At 72.1% G+C, this 20,624-nt stretch carries 15 protein-coding genes; 3 read left to right on the plus strand and 12 right to left on the minus strand.

Going from position 1 to position 20,624, the window contains the following annotated elements:
- Positions 1-37: 37 nt before the first annotated feature.
- From OG933_RS29305 to OG933_RS29320, 4 genes are all read right to left on the minus strand, one after another.
- The gene (locus OG933_RS29305) at positions 38-1,051 is read right to left on the minus strand and encodes an alpha/beta fold hydrolase (protein ID WP_405629650.1); all 1,014 of its coding nucleotides are present in this window, start codon (positions 1,049-1,051) and stop codon (positions 38-40) included.
- A 156-nt stretch (positions 1,052-1,207) separates the two neighbouring features.
- Complete coding sequence (locus OG933_RS29310; RefSeq protein ID WP_171397120.1) at positions 1,208-1,696, minus strand: excalibur calcium-binding domain-containing protein; 489 nt, start codon at positions 1,694-1,696, stop codon at positions 1,208-1,210.
- 193 nt (positions 1,697-1,889) lie between these two features.
- Positions 1,890-2,885 carry an SMP-30/gluconolactonase/LRE family protein gene (locus OG933_RS29315; RefSeq protein WP_405629653.1) on the minus strand — a complete coding sequence of 332 codons (996 nt, stop codon included), beginning with the start codon at positions 2,883-2,885 and terminating at the stop codon, positions 1,890-1,892.
- Positions 2,886-3,167: 282 nt separating this feature from the next.
- Positions 3,168-4,325 (minus strand): alkaline phosphatase PhoX, encoded by a 1,158-nt coding sequence (locus OG933_RS29320; protein WP_362529371.1) that lies wholly within the window; start codon positions 4,323-4,325, stop codon positions 3,168-3,170.
- Between the two features lie 239 nt (positions 4,326-4,564).
- Between OG933_RS29320 and OG933_RS29325 the strand changes: the two genes are divergently transcribed.
- Positions 4,565-5,506 (plus strand): oxidoreductase, encoded by a 942-nt coding sequence (locus OG933_RS29325; protein WP_405629657.1) that lies wholly within the window; start codon positions 4,565-4,567, stop codon positions 5,504-5,506.
- Positions 5,507-5,701: 195 nt separating this feature from the next.
- On the opposite strand, the gene OG933_RS29330 is transcribed toward OG933_RS29325, so the two are convergent.
- Together OG933_RS29330 and OG933_RS29335 are read right to left on the minus strand one after the other, a co-directional pair.
- Positions 5,702-7,489, minus strand: coding sequence for a SulP family inorganic anion transporter (locus tag OG933_RS29330; RefSeq protein ID WP_405633555.1), 1,788 nt, complete (start codon positions 7,487-7,489; stop codon positions 5,702-5,704).
- A gap of 383 nt (positions 7,490-7,872) precedes the next feature.
- Complete coding sequence (locus OG933_RS29335) at positions 7,873-8,478, minus strand: carbonic anhydrase (protein ID WP_362265101.1); 606 nt, start codon at positions 8,476-8,478, stop codon at positions 7,873-7,875.
- Positions 8,479-8,722: 244 nt separating this feature from the next.
- Here OG933_RS29335 and OG933_RS29340 point away from each other — a divergent pair, with 244 nt between their 5' ends.
- The gene (locus OG933_RS29340) at positions 8,723-9,820 is read left to right on the plus strand and encodes a response regulator transcription factor (RefSeq protein ID WP_405629659.1); all 1,098 of its coding nucleotides are present in this window, start codon (positions 8,723-8,725) and stop codon (positions 9,818-9,820) included.
- On the plus strand, positions 9,817-11,394 hold the full coding sequence (locus OG933_RS29345) for a sensor histidine kinase (RefSeq protein ID WP_405629661.1): 1,578 nt from the start codon (positions 9,817-9,819) through the stop codon (positions 11,392-11,394). Before OG933_RS29340 ends, OG933_RS29345 begins: the two co-directional genes overlap by 4 nt.
- A gap of 14 nt (positions 11,395-11,408) precedes the next feature.
- On the opposite strand, the gene nirD is transcribed toward OG933_RS29345, so the two are convergent.
- The 6 genes from nirD to OG933_RS29375 all read right to left on the minus strand — a co-directional run bounded on the left by nirD (position 11,409) and on the right by OG933_RS29375 (position 20,416).
- Positions 11,409-11,759, minus strand: coding sequence for a nitrite reductase small subunit NirD (gene nirD, locus OG933_RS29350; protein WP_362264674.1), 351 nt, complete (start codon positions 11,757-11,759; stop codon positions 11,409-11,411).
- Positions 11,756-14,359: a nitrite reductase large subunit NirB gene (gene nirB, locus OG933_RS29355; protein ID WP_142264200.1), complete on the minus strand. Its 2,604-nt coding sequence runs from the start codon at positions 14,357-14,359 to the stop codon at positions 11,756-11,758. Before nirB ends, nirD begins: the two co-directional genes overlap by 4 nt.
- The gene (locus OG933_RS29360) at positions 14,359-15,573 is read right to left on the minus strand and encodes an FAD-dependent oxidoreductase (protein WP_362529385.1); all 1,215 of its coding nucleotides are present in this window, start codon (positions 15,571-15,573) and stop codon (positions 14,359-14,361) included. The genes nirB and OG933_RS29360 overlap by 1 nt, the downstream gene beginning before the upstream one ends.
- A gap of 130 nt (positions 15,574-15,703) precedes the next feature.
- Positions 15,704-18,787, minus strand: a complete 3,084-nt coding sequence (locus OG933_RS29365) for a DUF4157 domain-containing protein (RefSeq protein WP_405629666.1) — start codon at positions 18,785-18,787, stop codon at positions 15,704-15,706.
- A 238-nt stretch (positions 18,788-19,025) separates the two neighbouring features.
- Positions 19,026-19,652 (minus strand): class F sortase, encoded by a 627-nt coding sequence (locus OG933_RS29370; protein ID WP_405629669.1) that lies wholly within the window; start codon positions 19,650-19,652, stop codon positions 19,026-19,028.
- 152 nt (positions 19,653-19,804) lie between these two features.
- Positions 19,805-20,416: a hypothetical protein gene (locus tag OG933_RS29375; RefSeq protein WP_405629671.1), complete on the minus strand. Its 612-nt coding sequence runs from the start codon at positions 20,414-20,416 to the stop codon at positions 19,805-19,807.
- Between the last annotated feature and the right edge of the window lie 208 nt (positions 20,417-20,624).

Here is a 20,624-nt window from a genome sequence, read left to right on the forward strand (position 1 = left end):
GTGTGAGGGTGCCGCCCTTTGTTGTGGTGGTGGGGGGTCAGGGCTTCGGCAGGGTGGACAGCCAGGTGGTCAGGAGGTGGTTGGTTTGTTCGGGGTGTTCCTGTTGGAGCCAGTGGCCGCAGTCTTCGAGGATGTGGGACGAGGAGAGGCCGGGGAGGGTCGTGGGGAACGCTTCGATCGCGGCGGCCAGCCAGGTCGTGGAGGCGTCGAGGGCGCCGCCGATGAACAGGGACGGCTGGGTGATCGGGGCGCCGTTGAAGGGCGTGAGATCCGCCCAGTCGCGGTCCATGTTGCGGTAGCGGTTCAGGGCGCCGGTCAGGCCGGTTCGCTCGAACTCCTCCGCGTAGACGTCGAGATCCGCCTCGGTGAGCCAGGCGGGCAGCGCCCCGGTGGGGAAGCGGTCGCGCAGCTTTCCGCCCCGGGTGACGAAGTGGGGGTCGGGGGAGCCCGCCGCCGGCATGGTGTCCGCGGACAGGGCGGCGTAGAAGCCCGCGAGCCAGCCTCGTACGTCGGGCTCGATCTCCGCCTCGGCGCGGCCGGGTTCCTGGAAGTAGGAGACGTAGAAGTCCTCCTCCCCGCCCGTCCCGCCCGTCGCACCCGTCCCGCCCATCTGAGCGAAGACCTCGCTCGGCAGCGGTCCGCCCGGTGGGGTGTAGGGGACGCTCAGCAGACCCACCGCGTGGAAGACGTCCGGGCGCAGCAGGGCGGAGTCGGCCGCGATCGTCGCACCCCAGTCGTGACCGACGATCACCGCGGACCGTTCGCCCAGGGCCTGGACGACCGCGGCGTTGTCCTCCACCAGTTCCCGCATGCGGTACGCGTCCGTGGCACGGGGTTTGGAGGAGCGGCCGTAGCCGCGGACGTCGAGGGCGGCCGCGCGGTACCCGGCCGCGGCCAGCCCCGGCAACTGGTGGCGCCAGGAGTACCAGGACTCGGGGAAGCCGTGCACGAGCAGGACCAGGGGGCCCTCACCCTGCTCCACCACGTGGACACGGCCTGCGGGCGAGGGGACCAGGCGGTGTTTCACGTCGTTCGCGGTCTGCTGCGACATCGACCCTCCGAGACTTGAGATCGTCCATCGGTTCCGAGGGTGCGGTCCCGGCACGCAAGTCGCGAGTTCTGTTGCCGGTTCGGCAAACGCCGGCGGTCGCCGGGCGTACCGGGTCCACGACTCCGGCGGCGGCTCGCGCCTTCGTTCCCTGTTCCCCTATTCGCAGCCCACGCCGTCGCCGTCGCGGTCCAGGTGGCGCCCATAGCCAGGGTCGCCCACGCGGACCGGAGCGGCGCCGGCCGCGCGGGCGGCCGTGCAGTTGGCGTAGTAGGCACTTCCGGAGTCGGCGGAGTCGGCGGAGTCGGCGGAATCGGCTGAGCTGTCGGACTCGTCGGATCCGGAGTCGGCCTCGTTCGCCGCCGCCTTCGCCGTGACCGTCTTCGTCACCTTCACCGTCTCCGTCGCCGTGGCGGTCACCGTGCCCGCCGGCTCGGGGACGGCGGTCTCCGTCGTCGTGGTCGTCACGGTCACCGTGGGCTGCGGTTCGGCGGACGTCGGCTTCGCCTCCGTCGTGGTGCCGCCGTCGGCTCCGCCGATGCCCGCGCCGAGGAACAGGGCCAGGGCGAGGGCGGGCAGGACGTATCTCTTCCTGGCCCACCGGGGGGTGGGGTTCTGGGTGGGCGCGGTGGTGTACGGGTTGCTCATGTATGTCCCCCGAGCTGTGGTGTGAGGGGACGACGGTATGGCCGTTTTGCATGAGGTGTGGGAGGAGTGGCCGTTCTGTGACTTTCTGTGCGCATCGCCCCGGTCGCCGGGGAGGGGCGGGGGCGGGGGCGGCACCCTCGCTCGTCGAGTGCCGCCCCCGGCCCCCCGGCCCCCCGTCAGGCCGGACGGTTCGTCAGATCGAGACCGCTACCGCCGTGAAGGTCGTCTCCGGGAGCTGTGGGCTGGTGAAGCGCGCGTTGACCAGGTAGAGGCGGTCGCCGTAACGGGCGGCCGTGGTGGGGACGTCGAAGCGGGGGTCGGTGATGGTGCGGGTGAGCGTGGCGGTGGTCGCCGTGCGGTCCAGGGACCAGACGCTGATCAGGTTCAGACGGTTCTGGACCACGTACAGCGTGCGGCCGATGCGGTAGAGGCCGTCGCCGTTCACCACGTCCGACGCGCCGACCAGGGTGATCCTCGTGGCGTGACCGGTCCTGAGGTTCACGTTGTACAGCTCGCCGGGTGTGCTCTTGACGACGATCAGACCCCGGCCGTCCGGTGTGCCGACGATCCCGTTGGCGTTGTTCACGTCGGGGAGCTGGACCCAGTCGCCGATGAGCGGAAGGGCGCGGATCTCGCCGTCGGTCCGGCCGCGCGGGACGCCGTACAGCACGGCGTCCCGTGAGTCGGTGAACCAGGCCCGGTCGCCGAGCAGGGTCACGTCGTTGATGAAGTGGCCCGCGGCCGGGCTGAGTCGGTGGGTCGTCAGCAGCTCGCCGGTGCGGGAGTCGATCACGCGCGCCACTCCCGTGCTGCCCGCCACGTACAGCAGGCCGTCGTGGTCGAGCTTCAGGCCGACCGACACCTGGCCGGTGCCGCCCGCGTACAGGACCGTGCCCTCGCCGGTGCGCAGGTCGGTGCGGAGGATGCCGCCGTTGGCGCGGGATCCCTGGTAGGCGTACGGCTTGCCGCCGATGGCGATGCCCTCGGGGAGCCAGCCGTCGGGGAGGGAGTACTCGGTCGGCCAACCCGCCTCACCGGTACGGGACTTGGCGGCATCGGAAGGGGAGGGGGCCGCGGTCGCGGCGGGGACCGCCGCGGCCGTCAGGGTGAGGGCGGCCAGGGCCGCGCCGCCGAGGACGGTGCGGCGGGACGGGGTGGGGGCGGGCGTGGGGGTGGGAGCGGGGGTCATGGTTACGTGCCTCCGTGAGTGGGGTGCGGGCGGCGAACGGCGTAACTCTGCGAACGGTGTGATCTCCTAACGGTGTGACTCTGCCAACCGTGTGACTCCGCGTACGGCGTGACACGGCGAACCGTGGCCATGCCGGGTGGGGCGGTGGCCGCCGGTGTGCGGTCTCACTCCGCTGGGACTTCGTTGGCGAGTAACGAGCCGCCGCCCGGCCGCGTTCCTCCGTTCTGCTGTCGAGTTCCTGTCAATCCTGGCCCGCAAGCCGAAGTGCCTGCCCAGGCGTCCCTATGCCCGGAACGGCCCCTTCACCTCGTAGGTGATCCCGCCCGACGAGCTGCCGCTCGTACCGCGCTGGCTGGAGAAGTACAGACGGGTGCCGTCCGGGGAGAAGGCCGGGCCCGTGATCTCGGAACCCGACTGGCCGTCGATGCGCAGGAAGGGCGCGACCACGTCGTCGGGGGTGATGAGGCAGATGTCCATGGTGCCGCCGTCCTCCGCCACGAACAGGTCGCCGGAGGCGGAGCCCGTGACGTTGTCCACCCCGGTGAGGGGGGCCGTGCCGGACGTCACCAGCGAGTCGTCGTAGGCGAGTTCGATCGTCTGGGCGGCCGCGTTGTACTGCCAGACCCGGTTGTCGCCCTTCGTCGTGAACCAGCAGGTGTCGTCGGCGTAGTGGCAGCCCTCGCCGCCGTTGAAGCGCTTGGCGCCGGAGACCTGGTTGCGGGTGGCGGTGGCGCCGGTCGGGTCGGGCACCGGGGACCAGGTCACGGGGCCGCTCGTGGCCGTGCCGGCCACCAGGACCTCCAGCGTCCCCGAGGACAGGTCGCCCCAGTTCGTCGGCCGGAAACGGTAGAAGCAGCCGTCGGTCACGTCCTCGGTCAGGTAGAGCACCTTGCGGACCGGGTCGGCGGCGGCCGCCTCGTGCTTGAAACGGCCCATCGCGTCCCGGCGGACCGCTGCCTTCGTGCCCCAGGGGTCGGTCTCGTAGACGTACCCGCGATCGACCTCCTCGCAGGACAGCCAGGTGTTCCACGGGGTCTTGCCGCCCGCGCAGTTCTGGCGGGTGGCGGAGAGGATGCGGTACGCGGCCGTGATCGTCCCCGTCGCGGAGAACTTCACCGCGCTCGCACCGCCCGACGGGTTGATCTCCGAGTTGGAGACATAGATCCAGCCCGTGCCGTCCGTGTAACAGGCCCCGCCGTCAGGGGCGTTGTGCCAGGCGTACGAGGTCCCGGACACCGTCTGGCCGGAGCGGGCGATCACCCGGCTGGTGAAACCGCTCGGGAGCCGGATGCCGTTGGCGTCGGCCGCGCCGAGCGCCCCGTACGGGCCCGCGCCGGGCTGGGCCGGGGCGGCGTAGGCGGCGCCGCGCCAGAGGGTTCCGCCGAGTACGGCGGAGGAGCCGCCGATCGCGGCCGCACGCAGGAAGGTACGACGTTCCACGCTCACTCCCAGGGGTGGTGTGGTGAACCGGCCCGTACGCCGGTCCCGGCGACGGGGTCGTTCAGGGTCGTGCGCTGCCGAACGCTAGAAGCGCAGGGTAGCTGTGTCGTGGACATGTCGTAACGGGGAGATGCGGGATGGGTGACCGGGAGCGCCGTAGGCTGCCCGTGCACACCGCGGGCCGTGCACTGCTGCCCGTGCGCACCGCGGGCCGTGCGCACCGCGGAGGGAGTACGGCCATGTCAGGCTGGAGCGCGCACGACATCCCCGACCAGGGCGGTCGCACCGCCGTCGTCACCGGGGCCAACAGCGGGCTCGGGTACGTCACCGCGCGCGAGCTCGCCCGCAAGGGGGCGCGGGTGGTGCTCGCCTGCCGCAGCGAGACGCGGGGGCGGGAGGCCGTCCGGCGGCTGCGCGAGGAAGTGCCCACTGCGAAGGCGGAGTTGCGGCGGCTCGATCTCGGCGACCTCGCCTCCGTAAGGGAGTTCGCGGACGCCCTGCCCTACGACCGGCTCGACCTGCTCGTCAACAACGCGGGCGTGATGGCGATGCCGTACGGCACCACCGCCGACGGGTTCGAGACGCAGTTCGGGGTGAACCATCTCGGGCACTTCGCCCTCACGGGGCTGCTGCTGCCCGCGCTGCTCGCCGCGGCGGACCGACCGGCCGGCGCGACGCGGATCGTGACCGTCTCCAGCATGGTCCACCTGCTCGGCAACATCGACCCGGACGATCTCAACTCCGGACGCACATACCGGCGTTGGATCGCCTACGGACGTACGAAGACCGCCAACCTGCTCTTCACGCACGAGCTGGCGCGCAGGCTCACGGCGGCCGGGGCCGAGGTCGTCGCGGCGGCCGCGCATCCGGGGTACGCGGCGACCAACCTCCAGACGGCGGGGCCCCGGGCGGAGGGGCGCCGGGTCGCCGAGCGGCTGATGGCGCTCGGCAACCGGGTCTTCGCCCAATCCGCCGAGGCGGGCGCGCTGCCCGCCCTGTACGCGGCGACCGCGCCCGGTGTCCGCCCGGACTCGTTCACCGGGCCGTCCCTCGCCATGTGGCGCGGGGCGCCGGCGCCATCGCGGCGGGCACCCTGGACCCTCGACGACCGGGTGGGGGAGCGCCTGTGGGCCGCCTCCGAGCGGCTGACCGGCGTGTCCTACGAGGCACTCAAGGGCTGAGCCCCGGCCGCTTCGCCGCTCACCTCAGGGGCCGGTTGCGGCCCGTGGAGACACGGACCCTGTCGGACCAGGCGTCGGTGGCGGTGTCCCACACCGTCACGGTGGAGTCCCTCGCTCATCGACTGCAAGACCAGCCGGTTCCCGCGCCGCACGCCGTGCAGTCCGGCAGACCCGTGGTCGCGCCCGTGCCCGCGGTCACGCCTGCCCGCGCGCGAACCCGGAGGTGTACTCGTCCGCGTACCCCTCCGAGTACCCCCGCGGATATCCCTCCGCATACCCCGGGGCGTACTCCTCCGCGTACCGCTGCGCGAAGTCCTCCGGCATCGGGGTGGTGTCCAGGTAGAACCACTCGGCGGTGGGGCCGGGAGCCGATCCGGAGGTGGCGGTGGCGGTGGCGGGCGCGGGGGCCGTCCGGCGGCGGGGCAGCGGGTCGGAGGGCTGGAGGTCGGAGGGCCGGGGGCCGTCGCCCGCCGGTGCCGGTTCCTCCTCCGCGGGCGGTCGTTGCGCCGGGCCCGGCATCAGCAGTTCCACCCGCAGGCCCTTGCCGCGTTGCTGGGCGGTGAACTCCTCCACCTGGCTGCGGCAGGCGTGGTCGAGATGGGTCACGCCGGTGAGGTCGAGCCGGATGCGGGGTCTGCCTGCCTCGGCGGCGGACTCCAGGGCCTCGATGACCTGGGGCAGTCGCAGGAAGGTCGCGTTGCCGGCCATCACCACCTTCGCGGTGTCGTCCTCGGTGTGCTGCCGGATGACCGTCTGGGACATGCGCACCGCGGCCAGCACGATGCCCGCCGCGAGGCCGATCAGGACGCCCTCCAGAAGCGCCGTCGCCACGATGACCAGGGTGGTGAGCGTCATGACGGCGAACTCGCCCCGGTCCTGCCGCCACATCTTCGGGAACTCGTCGGGAGCGAAGAGCTTCCAGCCGCTGTGTACGAGTACGCCCGCCAGGACCGAGATCGGGATCAGGGCCAGCACCTGGGGGAGCAGCAGCGCGAACGCCAGCAGCCACAGGCCGTGCAGGGTGCGGGAGAGCCGGGTCCTGGCGCCCGCCTGGACGTTCGCCGAACTGCGGGCCACCACCGCCGTGATGGGCAGGGCGCCGAGGAGTCCCGCGAGCGTGTTGCCGGCGCCCTGGGCGATCAGCTCGGGGTTGTAGCGGGTGCGCGGACCGTCGTGCATACGGTCCACCGCGGCCGCCGTGAACAGTGATTCCGCCGAGGCGATCACGGTGAAGGTCAGGATCGCGGTGATGATCCCGGCGTCCGCCAGACCCGCGAACTGCTCCGCCCCCGGTACGTCGACGGAGGCCAGCAGATTGCCCACCTGGAGCGTCTTGACGTCGACGCCCGGCAGCGCGGCGACCGTGATGCCGATGCCCACCGCGACCAGGGCCGCCGGCACCTTCTTGACCGGTCCCGGTGCCTTCTTCCACAGGAAGCTCAGGACGACCGTGACGATGCCGAGCCCGGCGGCGATCATCGCCTGCGGGTCGGCGACCGTGTCCGCGAGCAGGCCGGGGATGCCGGCCATGTTCTCCAGCGGGGTGCCGGGGGCCTTCGCGTCGGCCACCGGGTACGCCTGGCTGAACATCAGCGGCAGGCCGATGCCCGCGAGCATGCCCTGGACGACGGCCAGGGAGATCGCCTGGAAGAACCGGCCCAGTTTCACCAGGCCGAGGACGATCTGGAGGAGGCCCGAGAAGAGCACGATCACGCCGAGCATGGCCACGCCGTACTCCAGCACGGTCTCCGCGACCAGCGCGGCGAGACCGGCGGCCGGGCCGCTCACCTGCAGCGTGCTGCCGCGTGCCGCGCCCACCACCAGGCCGCCGATGACGCCCGAGATGATGCCCAGCTCGGGGGAGACGCCCGAGGCGACGGCCACGCCGATGCACAGCGGGAGCGCGACCAGGAAGACGACGAGGGACGCGGTGATCTCGGTGGCCAGGTCACCCTTCGGCGCAGCCGCTTTCAGGGCGGCCATCGCCGAGCCCGTCGCCGAGCCCTTCGCGGTGCCCGTTGCTGTGCCTTTCTCCGTGCCCGGCGCCGCGTCCTTCGAGGCGGCCTTCGCGGTGGTGTCCCACCCGGTCGTCGGTGTCGGTGTCGGTGCAGGCGTCGGCGCGGGCGGGCGCGTGGGCGTCGGAGGGGACATGGGCCGCGGCGGTGGCGCCGGCCGGGGCGGCGGACCGGTCAGCCCGGCCGCCTGGCCGAATGTGCGGCCCCTTCCGTCACTGGCCCCGGAGCTCCAGTCCGCGCCCGCTCCCAGGTCGGTGCCCGTGTCCCACTCTGCGCCCGGGTCCCACTCCGCGCCCGGGGCGGTGCCCGCGCCCGTTCCCCGGCCCCGGGCATGCCTGGCGTGTGCGCCGCTCATGCCGCGTGCACCCGGAACAGACCGTCCTCGTCCAGCTCGTGCACCTGCCCGGTGTGCACCTCGTAGTACCAGCCGTGCAGGCGCAGCTGCCCGGCGTCGAGACGCCGCTGCGTCGCCGGGTAACTACGCAGCACCGCAAGCTGGTTGACGACGTTCAGCTGGGCGACGTCCGGCATGGACGGGTCCTCGACGTCGCCGTCCAGGACGGGCGCCAGCCTGGGGCGGGCCAACTGGAGCCAGGCGTCCACGCCGGGAAGGGCGGACAGGTCGTCGCCGGACTTGAGGGCGCCCATCGCACCGCAGTGGGAGTGGCCGCACACCACGATGTCCTGAACGCCGAGCACCTCCAGTGCGTACTCGATGGTGGCCGCCTCTCCGGAGGCGCCCTGCCGGCCGTGCGGCGGAACGATGTTTCCCGCGTTTCGCAGCTCGAATATCTCACCGGGCCGCGCGCCCGTGATCAGTGCGGGTATCACCCGTGAGTCCGAGCAGGTGATGAACAATGCCTCGGGATATTGGCCCTCGGCCAGTCGCCGGTATTCGCCGCTTTCGAAGTCGACCCGCCGTTTGAACGAGCGGGCGCGGTCCAGCAGTGCCTTCACGGATCCTCCCAGGTCAGAGCTGGTCGGCATGGGGGTCCGACCAGTTCCTCATCACCGTAGAGGAGTCAATGCCAGGCGAAGGTTAGAGGAACACTAAACCGCCGACAAGAATGGGACAGTTTTCGTCCGGAGTTGAGCCGCTGCTCACATTGTCCGGGAGATCTGAGGCGTATTCCTGACCGTTCTTGTAGCGTGACGGATCCACGGAACACGTGAATTCGGTGCACAGGAGAGACGGGAACGCATGGGTGTACGAGTCCTGCTCATCGAGGACGACCGGACGATCGCCGAGCCGCTCGTCGAGGGCCTCGGGAACTTCGGGCTGGCGGTGCGTCATGTCGGCACCGGCGGCGAGGGGTTGAGGGGGCCGTACGGCGATGTCGTCCTGCTCGACCTGGGGTTGCCCGACATCGACGGCATCGATGTCTGCCGGGGCATCCGGCAGAACTCCGACGTTCCCATCATCATCCTCAGCGCCCGGGGGGAGGAGGCCGACCGGGTGCTGGGTCTGGAGCTGGGCGCCGACGACTACCTGGCGAAGCCGTTCAGCATGCGTGAGCTAGTGGCGCGGGTGCGCGCGGTGACCCGGCGGACGCACCGAGGCCTGGCCGAGCGGGAGTTCACGGGACAGGAGCCGGTCGGCGGGGAGTCCTTCGCGCCGGCGGCCGCCGCCCCTCCCGCCTCACCGACGTCCGGGACGAGCGAAGCCTTCGGGGCGACCGGAGCCTTCGGGGCGACCGGAGCCTACGAATCGTTCGAGGCGTTCGAGGGCGCCGCGACGGTCACTGCCACAGCCGCCGCCGCCGCAGCCGCCGCCCCGGCAGCCGTCACGTCCGCCGCCCCGGCAGCCGCCCCGGCAGCCGTCACGTCCGCCGCCGGTCCCCTGGTCGTCGACCGGCGGACCCGGCAGGTGTGGGTGGGGGAGGAGGCGGTGGCCCTGACGCCCAAGGAGTTCGAGCTGCTCGCGCTGCTCACCGAGGATCCGGGGGCCGTGTACTCACGCCAGCAGATCCTCGACCGGGTCTGGGACCCGCACTACCAGGGGCCGACCAAGACGCTGGACGTCCATGTGGCCACCCTGCGAAGGAAGTTGGGCAACCCGGCCTGGATCCAGACACTGCGCGGAGTGGGTTTCCGGCTGGCGGTGCACACCTCCTCCCCGAGCGCGCGACAGCCGTACGAACCACCGGCTCCCGCCCCACCGGCCACGGCCCCACCGGCGTTCGCCCGGCCCGCTGACCCCCGGCCCGCCCATCCCCAGGGCGGCTACGAGCCGTGGGCCCACGAACCGCACGGCTACGAGCCGCACACCTACGACCAGCACTCGGCGGTCTACCGATGACCCGTCGGCTGCTGCTCAGCTATCTCACCCTCGCCGCCCTGGTCCTGCTCTGCCTGGAGATCCCGCTGGGCTTCGTGTACTCGCGAGGTGAGCGGGAGCGGGTGATCAACGCGGCGACGGACGAGGCGGAGTCGGTCTCGGCGTTCGCCTCGCTGTCCATCTCGGCGGGCCGCGCGGCGCAGGACCTGCCCGAGCGGGCCGCGCACTGCGCCGAACGCATCGGCGGCAAGGTGCTGATCGTCGACGGGAGCGGCACCCTGCTGGCCTCCTCGCATCCGCTCAACCCGAGGGAGGAGAGCGGCCTCGCCTCCTGGCCGGGCATCGCCGCCGCCCTGCGCGGTACCGCGACGGCCGACGTGCGCACCTCCACCATCGGTGGTGTGCAGTACCTGGCGGTGGCCACCCCGGTACGCCACGGCGTCGAGGAACAGGGCGCCGTCCGGATCACCGTGCCGACCCGGATGGTGTCCGAACGGGTGCACCACGTCTGGCTGTTGCTGGCCCTGGGCGGACTGGCTGCGCTCACCGCGGTGGCCGCGCTCGGGTTCGTCATCGCCCGCTGGACCGGTCGCCCGATCCGTGAACTGGAGCACGCCACCCATGAGTTGGCTTTTGGTGGCACCGCCGTCCCGGTGGCGATCACCAACGGGCCGCCGGAGGTCCGCAGTCTCGCCGCGACCTTCAACCGGACCGCCGCCCGCCTGGAACACCTGCTGGCCTCCCAGCGGGCCTTCGCCGGTGAGGCCTCGCACCAGCTGAAGACGCCCCTCGCGGCGCTGCGGCTGCGGCTGGAGAACCTGGAGAACGACATCGCCCTCAATGCGCGGGGCTCGCTCACCGCCGCGCTGACCGAGACCGACCGGCTGGCCCGGATGGTCGAGGGGCTGCTCGCGATGGCCCGGCTCGACGAGAGCGCCGTGGAACGGGAGCCGGTCGATCTGGGCCGGGTGTGTGCGGAGCGGCACCGCGCCTGGACGCCGCTGTTCGAGCAGCACGGCGTGTGGCTGGCGCTGGCGGGGGACTACGCGGGCGAGGTGCTGGCACTGCCCGGGGCCGTGGAGCAGATCCTCGACAACCTGCTCTCCAACGCCCTCAGGGTGGCGCCCCCGGGCTCCACGGTCTCCGTCGATCCGCGCCACCACACGCCCCACGAGCGCCGCTTCCCGCACCGCCACCCGCATCGGCATCCGCACCGCCCGGCCGGTCCGGGCTGGGTCGAACTGCACGTCATGGACGAGGGTCCCGGCATGACCGAGGAGCAGCGCCGGCGCGCCTTCGACCGCTTCTGGCGCGCTCCGGACGCCCCCAAGGGCGGCACCGGTCTGGGCCTCGCCCTGGTGCAGCGCCTCGCCCACGCGAGCGGTGGCGAGGTGGTCCTGCGGCCCGCGCCGCGCGGCGGCCTCGACGCGGTGGTCCGGCTCCCGGCGGTACCGGCCCGGCCCGGCGGCACCGGGAACACGGGCGGCACCGGGAACACCGGAGGCAGCGCGAACACGGTCGGCGGCGCCGGCACCGGCATCCCCGCCCAGCGTCCGGCCAGACGCCTCCAGTCCACGACACCGGGCCGGCGGTAGGCGGGGGACGATCGTCAGGCGGTGCGCACCCGGTAGGTGGCGATGCGCACCGTGTCGTCGTCCAGGCACTCCCCGCTCAGCAGGTCGAAACGCTGCTTGAGCAGCGGGGAGGCGACGAACGTGCGGCCCTCGTGGGTCCCGGTCAGACCGCGGGAGAGGACGGCCGCGCCGCCGAACGGATCGCGGTTGTCGACGGCGTACACCTCACCGGCCCGGTCCCGGAACAGGGCGACCTGGCGGCCGTCGGGCAGCAGGGCGGCCACCCCGCGGCCGGGGATCAGCTGGCTGAGGTCACAGACCGTGAACCACTGCTCCTCCAGCTGCAGTTGGACCTTGAGGTCGGTTGTCTCGAGTGCCAGGGTCATCGCTGGGCGCTCCCTTCCAGGGGACGGTGGCCGATGGACAGCAACGGCAGGTCGGGCTTGATCTGGTCGCGCTCGGGCACGAAGCCGACGACCGGGTCGGGGGTGTCGGGCGCGTTGACGAAGGACACGAACCGGGCGAGCTTCTCCGGGTCGTTGATGGTGGTCGCCCACTCGTCGGCGTAGTGCGCGACGTGGTCGGTCATCAGGGACTCCAGCTCCTCGCAGATGCCGAGCGAGTCCTCCACCACCACGTCCCGTACGTGGTCCAGCCCGCCGGGGATCCGGTCCAGCCAGGTCGAGGTGCGCTCCAGGCGGTCGGCGGTGCGGATGTAGAACATCAGGAACCGGTCGATGAGACGCACCAGTTCGGTGTCGGTGAGGTCCTGGGCGAGCAGGTCGGCGTGGCGCGGGGTGGCGCCGCCGTTGCCGCCGACGTAAAGGTTCCAGCCGTTGGAGGTGGCGATGATGCCGAAGTCCTTCGACTGGGCCTCGGCGCACTCGCGGGCGCAGCCCGACACCGCCGACTTGAGCTTGTGCGGGGAGCGCAGCCCCCGGTAGCGCAGCTCCAGGTCGATCGCCATGCGGACGGAGTCCTGGACGCCGTAGCGGCACCAGGTCTGGCCGACGCAGGACTTCACCGTGCGCAGCGACTTGCCGTAGGCGTGGCCGGACTCGAAGCCGGCGTCCACCAGCCGGGTCCAGATCAGCGGGAGCTGCTCCACCCGGGCGCCGAACATGTCGATCCGCTGGCCGCCGGTGATCTTCGTGTAGAGGCCGAAGTCGCGGGCGATCTCCCCGATCACGATCAGGCCCTCGGGGGTGATCTCACCGCCGGGGATGCGCGGGACGACCGAGTAGGAGCCGTTCTTCTGGAGGTTGGCGAGGAAGTGGTCGTTGCTGTCCTGAAGGGCCGCCTGCTCGCCGTCCAGGACGTAGCCGCTCGCGCCGATCGTCGGGGCGAGGGAGGCGATGATCGAGCCGACGGTCGGCTTGCAGACTTCGCAGCCGTCGCCGCCCCGGGCGCTGTCCCGGCCGTAGCGGTCGAGCAGGTCCTGGTAGGTGTTGATGCGCAGGGCGAGGACGATCTCGTACAGCTCCTCGCGGGTCTGCGAGAAGCAGCCGCACAGGCCCTTGTCGACCTCGACGCCGCTCGCCTCCAGCTCGGCGGTGACCAGCTGGCCGAGCACCTTGACGCAACTCCCGCAGCCGGTACCGGCCTTGGTGCACTTCTTCACCTCGGGCACGGTGGTGCAGGAGTGCTCCGTCACCGCGCCGCGGATCGTGCCCTTCGACACGTTGTGGCAGGAGCAGACGATCGCCTCGTCCGGCAGTGCGGACGGGCCGAGCTGGACGGACTCGCCGGCACCGGCCGGCAGGACCAGCGACTCGGGGGCGACGGGCGGTACGGACCCGGTGAAGGCGCGCAGGGTGCCGTACGCCTCTGCGTCGCCGACCAGGATGCCGCCGAGCAGCGTGCCGTCGCGGCCGATGACCAGCTTCTTGTACAGGCCCGAGCGGGAGTCGGAGTAGACGACGTCGAGGCAGTCCTCGGCGGTGCCGTGCGCGTCACCGAAGGACGCCACGTCCACACCGAGCAGCTTCAGCTTGGTGGAGAGGTCGGCGCCGGTGAAGGTCAGCTGCTCGGACTCGTCGGCGGCGATCGTCGCGGCGACCGTGATGGCCTGCTCGTAGCCGGGGGCCACCAGGCCGTACACCCGGCCGTCGGCGGCCAGCGCGCACTCGCCGATCGCGAACACGTGCGGGTCGTTCAGCGTGCGGCACTGCTCGTCGACGGCGATGCCGCCACGCTCGCCGACCGTCAGGCCGGACTCGCGGGCCAGCTGGTCGCGGGGACGGACGCCGGCGCTGAACACCACCAGGTCGGTGGCGAGTTCGGAGCCGTCGGAGAGCTTCATGCCGGTGACGGCGCCGGACTCGTCGACGACGATCTCCTGGGTGCCCACGCCCGTGTGGACGGACAGCCCCATGTCCTCGATGGTGCGCAGCAGCGCGGCGCCACCGCCCTCGTCGACCTGGACCGGCATCAGGCGGGGCGCGAACTCCACGATGTGGGAGGTGAGCCCGAGGCCCTTCAGCGCACCGGCCGCCTCCAGGCCCAGCAGCCCACCGCCGACCACGGCACCCGTCGTCCTCGTCCTGGCGTACTCCTCGATCGCGAGGAGGTCCTCGATCGTGCGGTAGACGAAGCAGCCCTCGGCGTCCTTGTTCGGGACGGGCGGCACGAAGGGGTAGGAGCCGGTGGCCAGGACGAGGATGTCGTAGTCGACCGCCAGTCCCGAGCGGGCCGTCACCTTGCGGGCCTCGCGGTCGATCGTCTCCGCGGGGTCACCGACGTACAGCTCGATGCCGTGGTCGGCGATGAACCGCATGTCGGTCATCGACAGGTCCTCGGGCGTCTTGCCCGAGAAGTACGAGGTGAGCTGCACGCGGTCGTACGCGGGACGCGGCTCCTCGCAGAGCACGACCACGCGGTGCGTGGCGGTCAGGCCGCGCTCGGCGAGCGCCTCGAGGAAGCGCTGGCCGACCATGCCATGGCCGACGAGCACGATCGTGGGGGTGCCCCCGGGGGTGGCGGTCATCAGGAGCCTCCGTCGTTGGTGAGCAGGTGGAGCAGGGGGCCGCCGTCGGAGGGGAGCGGCTCTGCTCCCTCCCAGGCGCGCGCCAGCGCGCCGACGGTGCCGAGTTCGCCGACGAGGACCCCGCCGACCAGGCGGTCGTCGCGGACGACGACCTTGCGGTAGGTGCCCCGGGTCGCGTCGGCGAGCTGTACGACGTCGTCGCCGGGGCGCGGCTCCGTCTCGCCGAACGCGGCGAGGTCGAAGGCGCTGTTCCCGGCGAGGGTGAGCCGGGTGAGGGCGCGGGTGCCGGCGTACCGGGAGCCCGTGTCTCCGGCGAGCGACTCGGCGAGGACGTCCGCCTGTTCCAGCGCGGGTGCGGCCAGCCCGTACACGTTCCCGTCGTGCTGTGCGCAGTCGCCGATCGCCCGGACGTACGGGTCGGACGTGCGGAGTTCGTCGTCGACCAGGATTCCCTTGTGGACGGCGAGCCCCGCCGCCTTGGCGAGTCCGGCGCGCGGGGAGACCCCGCAGGCCAGCACCACCAGGTCGGCGCCGAGGGCGTACCCGTCGGCCATCTCCACCGAGCGGACGGCGCCGCCGACGCAGCGCACGTCGCGGACCCGGCACTCGGTGTGGACCTCGACGCCGAGGTCCCTCAGGTGCCGGAGCACCAGCTTGGACGCGTTCGGGTCGAGCTGGCGTTCCATGAGCCGCTCGGCCTGCTGGGCGAGGACGACCTGCGCGCCGCGTACCGCGAGCGCACGGGCCGCGGAGACCCCGAGGAGCCCGCCGCCGATGACGACCGCCCGCACGCCCGGCCGTACCGCCTTCGACAGACCGAGGCAGTCGTCCATGGTGCGGAAGGCGTGGACGCCCTCCGGCAGGACGTGGTCGGGGGTGAACAGACCGCGCAGGGGCGGCAGCACCGGGTTGGAGCCGGTGGCCAGGACCAGGGTGTCGTATGCGATCTCCGAGCCGTCCGCGCAGGCCACGGTCCGTCGGTCGCGGTCGATGCCGGTGACCCGGCCCCGGACCAGTCCGGCGGGCGCGGGCAGCGCGATCACCTCGGGGGCGTACCGGCCGGCCAGCACCTCGGCGAGCAGGACCCGGTTGTAGGGCCGGTGCTCCTCCTCGCCGATCAGCAGCGCGGGCGTGCCCAGCTCGCCGAGCCGGCGGGCGAGTCGTACGCCCGCGAGGCCGGCGCCGATCACCACCACACGCGAATTCGAGGTCATGTCCAGGAGCGTGCGTTGTCGACGTTACCCGACCGCATCACCGTTGTTTCCCGCGAGGAACGCTGCCCTCAGCGGGGCCGGGGCGGGGGTGTGAGGGTTACGCCCCGCGCCCGTCGGCCCGGCCGTGCTGTCACGCCTCGGTGGCCCAGACGTGCTCGTACCAGTCGCTGCCGCCGTTCGCCGGGTCGTGGCCCGGGTCCTGCACCCACTCGCTCTTGTCCACCTTGAAATTGGCGCCCGGCATCAGCAGGACCTCCGCCTCGGTGCCCTGGTACTGGTGGAACGGGTCGATGTCACGGCCGTACTTGCCCGTCAGCGTCAGCTCCAGGAGGATCCGGTGCGTCTTCGTGCCGGAGACCCGCTGGCCGCGCATGAACCCCAGGCCCACGGACTTCTCCCTGCTGGTGCTGTCGAAGGAGGACGTGAAGATCGAGCCGGGCCGGTAGTTCAGCGCGGCCTGCTTGCCGAGCCGGTAGACCGATTCGTCGCCACCGGCGTTCCAGTCGCCGCGGAAGACCGTGCCGGTGACCGGAGGCAGCCGGGTCAGCGCCTCCATCGTCATGTCGGCGTGCGCCTTCAGCTCCTCGAAGAGAACGGGGGCGAGGACGTCGATCCGGGCGTCGATGACGGCCATCGCCGCCTTCTTGGCCACCGGGTCCGTGCCCCGGGCGGCCGCGAGCTGCGGCTCGATCACCGGATCCTCGTCGAGCGTGGGCACCCACTCCTGCTGGGGACTGTCGTTCTGGGCGGCCCAGCTCAGCTGGCTCTTGATCTGCCGCAGGGAGAGGGCCTCGGCGCCCGCGGTGGCCAGGGCGCCGGTGCCGTAGGGCGCATACCCCTCGGGGAGCAGCCGACTGCGCACCACCGAGTTGATCATCTGGTGCGCGCCGCCGGTGTACGCCATCAGCGCGGTCGCGTGCGCGGGCTTGAACTTCTCGGTGACGGCCGCGGTGGAGGCGCCCCCGTTGTCGGCCTTCCACTTGGCGATGCGTGGGGTGGGCGCGGTGTCGCCCTGCGCGAAGGCGTTGTACTTGCCCGCCGCGTTGCCCGCCGCGGCCTGGCCGGGCTCCATGAAGCCGCTCGCCGCGGGGTCGACCGCCCGCGGCTTGTTGGCCTCGGCGAGGTACATCAGCTCGTGCGGGAACTGGCCGTCGCGGCAGACGTTCTGCCGCAGCTCCTCCTCCGTGAAGGGCGCGATGTGCTGGTACATCAGTGCGGCGCCCTTGCCGGCCTTGGCCGCGGACTCGCCCGGCCCCTTGACCCCGGCCGCCCAGGAACCGCGCAGGATCTCGTAGAGCGAGTGGTCCCAGGACGGCAGCATCCAGCCCATCACGGCCATCCGGTAGTCGAAGACGTCCACCCCGGACACCTTGATCCACTGGAAGGTCTTGAGCATTCGGGTGGTGGTGCCGGACATGCCCGCGACGACCGGGATGCCGCGCGCGGCGTTCGCCTTGGGCCAGGACTCGTTCTGCTGGATCTCCCAGTAGGCGGTGCCCTCGTTCCAGGGCAGCTTGTCGTCCATGCCGGGTTTGCCCACGAAGTCCAGTTCACGTGTGCTGAGCGGGGCGCCGCGGTCCGCGTAGTCGCGGGGGGTCTTGCGGTGGGCTTCCTTGTCGGCCTCGCTGCGCTCCGTCCGCGGCCCCTGGCTGTTGATCATTTCGAGGGTGTCGCCGGCGAAGGTCTCCGGTTCCGACTGCCACAACAGGTTGCCGAGCGCGTACGGGTCCTTCTCGTAGTTGTAGCCCTTGCCCTTCAGGCTCGCCGTCGCGTACAGGGCCGTACGGGAGTAGCTGTTGAGGAAGGCGGAGTGTTTCTTCAGCTCCTCCTGGTCCATACCGAGGGTGGAGGCGAGCTGCGGCTTGGGCCCGATGATCCCGTTGAGGATGTCCTTGAGGGAGAGCTCCGCCCCCTTGTTGTAGTAGGCGGCGTTGTAGACGGCCGTGATCAGCTCGCGGACGTTGCCGTCGCGGGCGAAGAACTCGTTGATCTGGGCGGTGGTCAAGCCCTCGCCCACCTGTCCGGCGCTCGTCTTGTCGTCCTTGAAGAACGACTTGTTGGCGAGAGCCACGTCCTTGTGCTCCGTGCGGGCGTAGGCGATGAGCAGCTGCTTGAGCCGGGACACGGTCTTACGGGCCGCGGCGAGCGCCCTCGGATGCCCGAAGGAGTACGCGCCCAGCCGCTTCTCGAACTCCTCGGCCGCATCCTGCCAGCCTGTCTTCGCGTAGTACTGGGCGTGGTCGAAGGGCGCTTCGCCGCCGTGCATGCGCTGGACGGCGATCTCCCCGCCCGCGGTGTGCAGGGGAGCGGCCTCCGTCCGTTGCAGGGGGGCCTCGTCGGTGGGGGCGGCTTCGGTCCGCTGTACGGGCGTCTCCTCGGTGGGAGCGCCCGCCGTCCGCTGCACGGAAGCCGCCTCGGTGGGCGCGGGGCCTGCCAGCACACGGCGGGCGTTCTCCTCCGCCGCGCGTTCGAAGCGGTCGGAGGGGTCCGAGACGCTGAGCCCCGAGCCGTTGTCGGTACCCGCGACCGGTCCCTGGCGCTGCTGGATGACGTGCGTCAGTTCATGGGCCAGGGTGTGCCGGTCCGTACCGCCGGCGCCGAGGACGACATGGCTGCCGGAGGTGTAGGCGCGGGCTCCCACTTCGGCCGCCGAGCGCTGGGCGGTCGGCCCGGTGTGCAGCCGTACGTCGGAGAAGTCGGCGCCCAGCCGTGCCTCCATCTCCGTGCGGACCGCCCCGTCCAGCGGCTGCCCGGCGGCACGCAGCACGTCCGGCACGGACGAACGCTGCACGGGCGCGGAGTCCGCGGAGCCGTGGTGGCCGCAGGAGGGCCCGTGCGCGTGGCGCTGTACGGGAGTGGCGTCGTGGTGGCCGCAGGAAGGTCCGTGCGTGTGGCGCTGGGCCTGCCGCTGCTGTTCCAGCGCCTGGACGACGGCGGCGTTGCCGGCCGTGCGCTGCAACGCCAGCAACTGCCCGACGGACGGCGTGCCACCGGACCCGACCGGTCCGGCGAGTCCTGGCGGCCCGCCGAGTCCGACCGGCCCTACCAGTCCGACCGGCCCGACCAGTCCGACCAGTCCGACCGGTCCTACGGGCCCGGAGGACACGGTCGGTCCGGAGGACATGGCCGGACCGACGGCATCCGTCGAACGCGCGGCAGCGGGCGCAGTCCGGGCGGGACGAGCGGCGGTGTCCTGCTGGTCCTGTGAACGCATGCTCCGATCATCGGCCATCTCCCGTCAGTCGGTGGGGAGTTAACCAATCCGCGACAAGGCCGAAGCAATCGGTGGGGCGGGCGGGCGAGGGAGACAACGGGGGCGGGAGAGGCGGGAGAGGCGGGAGCAGGGGAACGCGGCGGTGTCCGGATCACGCGCGCGAGGAGGCCGGCTGTCCGGTCACGCACGCGAGGAGGCCGGCTGCCCGGTCACGCACGCGAGGAGGTCAGCTGTCCGGTCACGCGCGCGAGGACGTGAGATGCGCGAAGACGACGACGTTCCCCTGATAGCCGGTCGACTTCGTATAGCCCCCGCCGCACGTGATCACCCGCAGCTCCGGCCTGCTCGCCGCCCCGTACACCTTCTCGTCGGGAAAGTCGCGTGCCTGGTAGACCTCGACGGCGTCCACGGTGAACACCGCGACGCTTCCGTCGCGCCGGTCCACCTCGATGGCACTGCCCTTGCGCAGGGCGCCCAGGTCGTAGAAGACGGCGGGGCCGTCGGCGTTGTCGACATGGCCGGCGACGATCGCGGTGCCCGTCTCGCCGGGAGTGGTGCCGGCCTCGTACCAGCCGGCCAGGTTCTTCTTCTCGGCGGGCGGGACGTCGAGGCTGCCCGACGGGGTGAGTGCGAGGCCCGTCAGCGGGGCGTCCACATGGATCGCGGGGATGCGGACGCGGTCGGGCGGGGAGGGCGGCAGCGCCGGGGCGGACCGGCCCCGTACGTCCGGGCCGGCCGAGTGGGCCTGGGCCGCGGACGGCTGCGGCGGGGCGTGTGTCTCGGCGCCGCTGTGCAGCAGCCACGCGCCGCCGCCGAGAGCGATCACGGTGACGGCCGCTATGGCGGTGTTGCCGACCCTGCGCATCCCAGGACCCTTCTGCGTGACTCTTCGCGCGGACTCTTTCCGTAAATTTCCTGGTCAGGGGAACCCCGTTCCCCCTCCGGGCCGCGAGGGGCGTCGGACCCGGAGGGGGAGGGGACATGCGGTACCGGCGGACGGACAGCGGAGGGTGTCCGTCAGATCCCGTCGCCTCTCGCCCGGCGATGCAGGAGCCAGGTACCGCCCGCGGCGGCGACGGCGAGAGCCGCCACACCGGCCGCGGTCTGTACGGGGTCGGGGCCCAGTGCGCCGCCGACCCCCGTCTTCACACTTCCTCGCGGATGCACCGGCTGCCGGTCGGAGGTCAGCACGACCACCAGGTCCCCGGTGACGCGCCGCCCGCCCGCGGCGCACTCCGCGACGATCTCGTACGTTCCCGGCTGCGCGCTCGGCGGCACCCGGAACTGTCCGATCGCCTCGCCCTCGTGCGCGCTGGGCGCCAGCGGAAAGCGGCCGGCGCCCACCGCCCCGGCGTCGCCCGTCGCCGCTCCGCCGTTGCCGCACGCCGCCGTGTTCACCGAGACCTGCCCGCCCGGCACCGCGGTGGACGGATACACCTCCAGACTCCCGGCGCGGGTACCGGAACCGGCGCTGGCGCTGGCGCCGGCACTGACACGGGCACCGGCACCGGCATCGGCGCCGGCGCCCTGAGCGGGTGCGGCGAACCCGGCCGTGCTGATGACGGTGAGCGCGGTACCGGTCAGCACATGCGCGGCACGACGTGCGGTACGACGGGCGGTGCGTCGCATCGGTGCTCCTTCGAGCTCTTCGAGTCTCCCTGCCCTTCCGAGGTAAGTCGCAGCACGGCGAGCCCGCTTCCTGAGGGAGCGTCAGGAATGGGGTGAATGGGTGTCAGATGCACGCGCGGTCGGGTGGCCCGACGAGGGTTTCACCAGGTCACCGGCGTGCGGAGGGCCCGTCACGGAAAAGCGCGCACGGGGCGGGTGAACGGGTGAC

This window comes from Streptomyces sp. NBC_00016, assembly GCF_045040885.1.
In the GTDB taxonomy this organism is placed as follows: Bacteria; Actinomycetota; Actinomycetes; order Streptomycetales; family Streptomycetaceae; genus Streptomyces; species Streptomyces coriariae.

What these genes read in the sequence shown, in the direction of transcription:
- OG933_RS29305 (WP_405629650.1), bottom strand. Translation starts at nt 1,051, where the DNA reads ATGTCGCAGCAGACCGCGAACGACGTGAAACACCGCCTGGTCCCCTCG.
- OG933_RS29310 (WP_171397120.1), bottom strand. Translation starts at nt 1,696, where the DNA reads ATGAGCAACCCGTACACCACCGCGCCCACCCAGAACCCCACCCCCCGG.
- OG933_RS29315 (WP_405629653.1), bottom strand. Translation starts at nt 2,885, where the DNA reads ATGACCCCCGCTCCCACCCCCACGCCCGCCCCCACCCCGTCCCGCCGC.
- OG933_RS29325 (WP_405629657.1), top strand. Translation starts at nt 4,565, where the DNA reads ATGTCAGGCTGGAGCGCGCACGACATCCCCGACCAGGGCGGTCGCACC.
- OG933_RS29330 (WP_405633555.1), bottom strand. Translation starts at nt 7,489, where the DNA reads ATGGCCGCCCTGAAAGCGGCTGCGCCGAAGGGTGACCTGGCCACCGAG.
- OG933_RS29340 (WP_405629659.1), top strand. Translation starts at nt 8,723, where the DNA reads ATGGGTGTACGAGTCCTGCTCATCGAGGACGACCGGACGATCGCCGAG.
- OG933_RS29345 (WP_405629661.1), top strand. Translation starts at nt 9,817, where the DNA reads ATGACCCGTCGGCTGCTGCTCAGCTATCTCACCCTCGCCGCCCTGGTC.
- nirD (WP_362264674.1), bottom strand. Translation starts at nt 11,759, where the DNA reads ATGACCCTGGCACTCGAGACAACCGACCTCAAGGTCCAACTGCAGCTG.
- nirB (WP_142264200.1), bottom strand. Translation starts at nt 14,359, where the DNA reads ATGACCGCCACCCCCGGGGGCACCCCCACGATCGTGCTCGTCGGCCAT.
- OG933_RS29360 (WP_362529385.1), bottom strand. Translation starts at nt 15,573, where the DNA reads ATGACCTCGAATTCGCGTGTGGTGGTGATCGGCGCCGGCCTCGCGGGC.
- OG933_RS29365 (WP_405629666.1), bottom strand. Translation starts at nt 18,787, where the DNA reads ATGCGTTCACAGGACCAGCAGGACACCGCCGCTCGTCCCGCCCGGACT.
- OG933_RS29370 (WP_405629669.1), bottom strand. Translation starts at nt 19,652, where the DNA reads ATGCGCAGGGTCGGCAACACCGCCATAGCGGCCGTCACCGTGATCGCT.
- OG933_RS29375 (WP_405629671.1), bottom strand. Translation starts at nt 20,416, where the DNA reads ATGCGACGCACCGCCCGTCGTACCGCACGTCGTGCCGCGCATGTGCTG.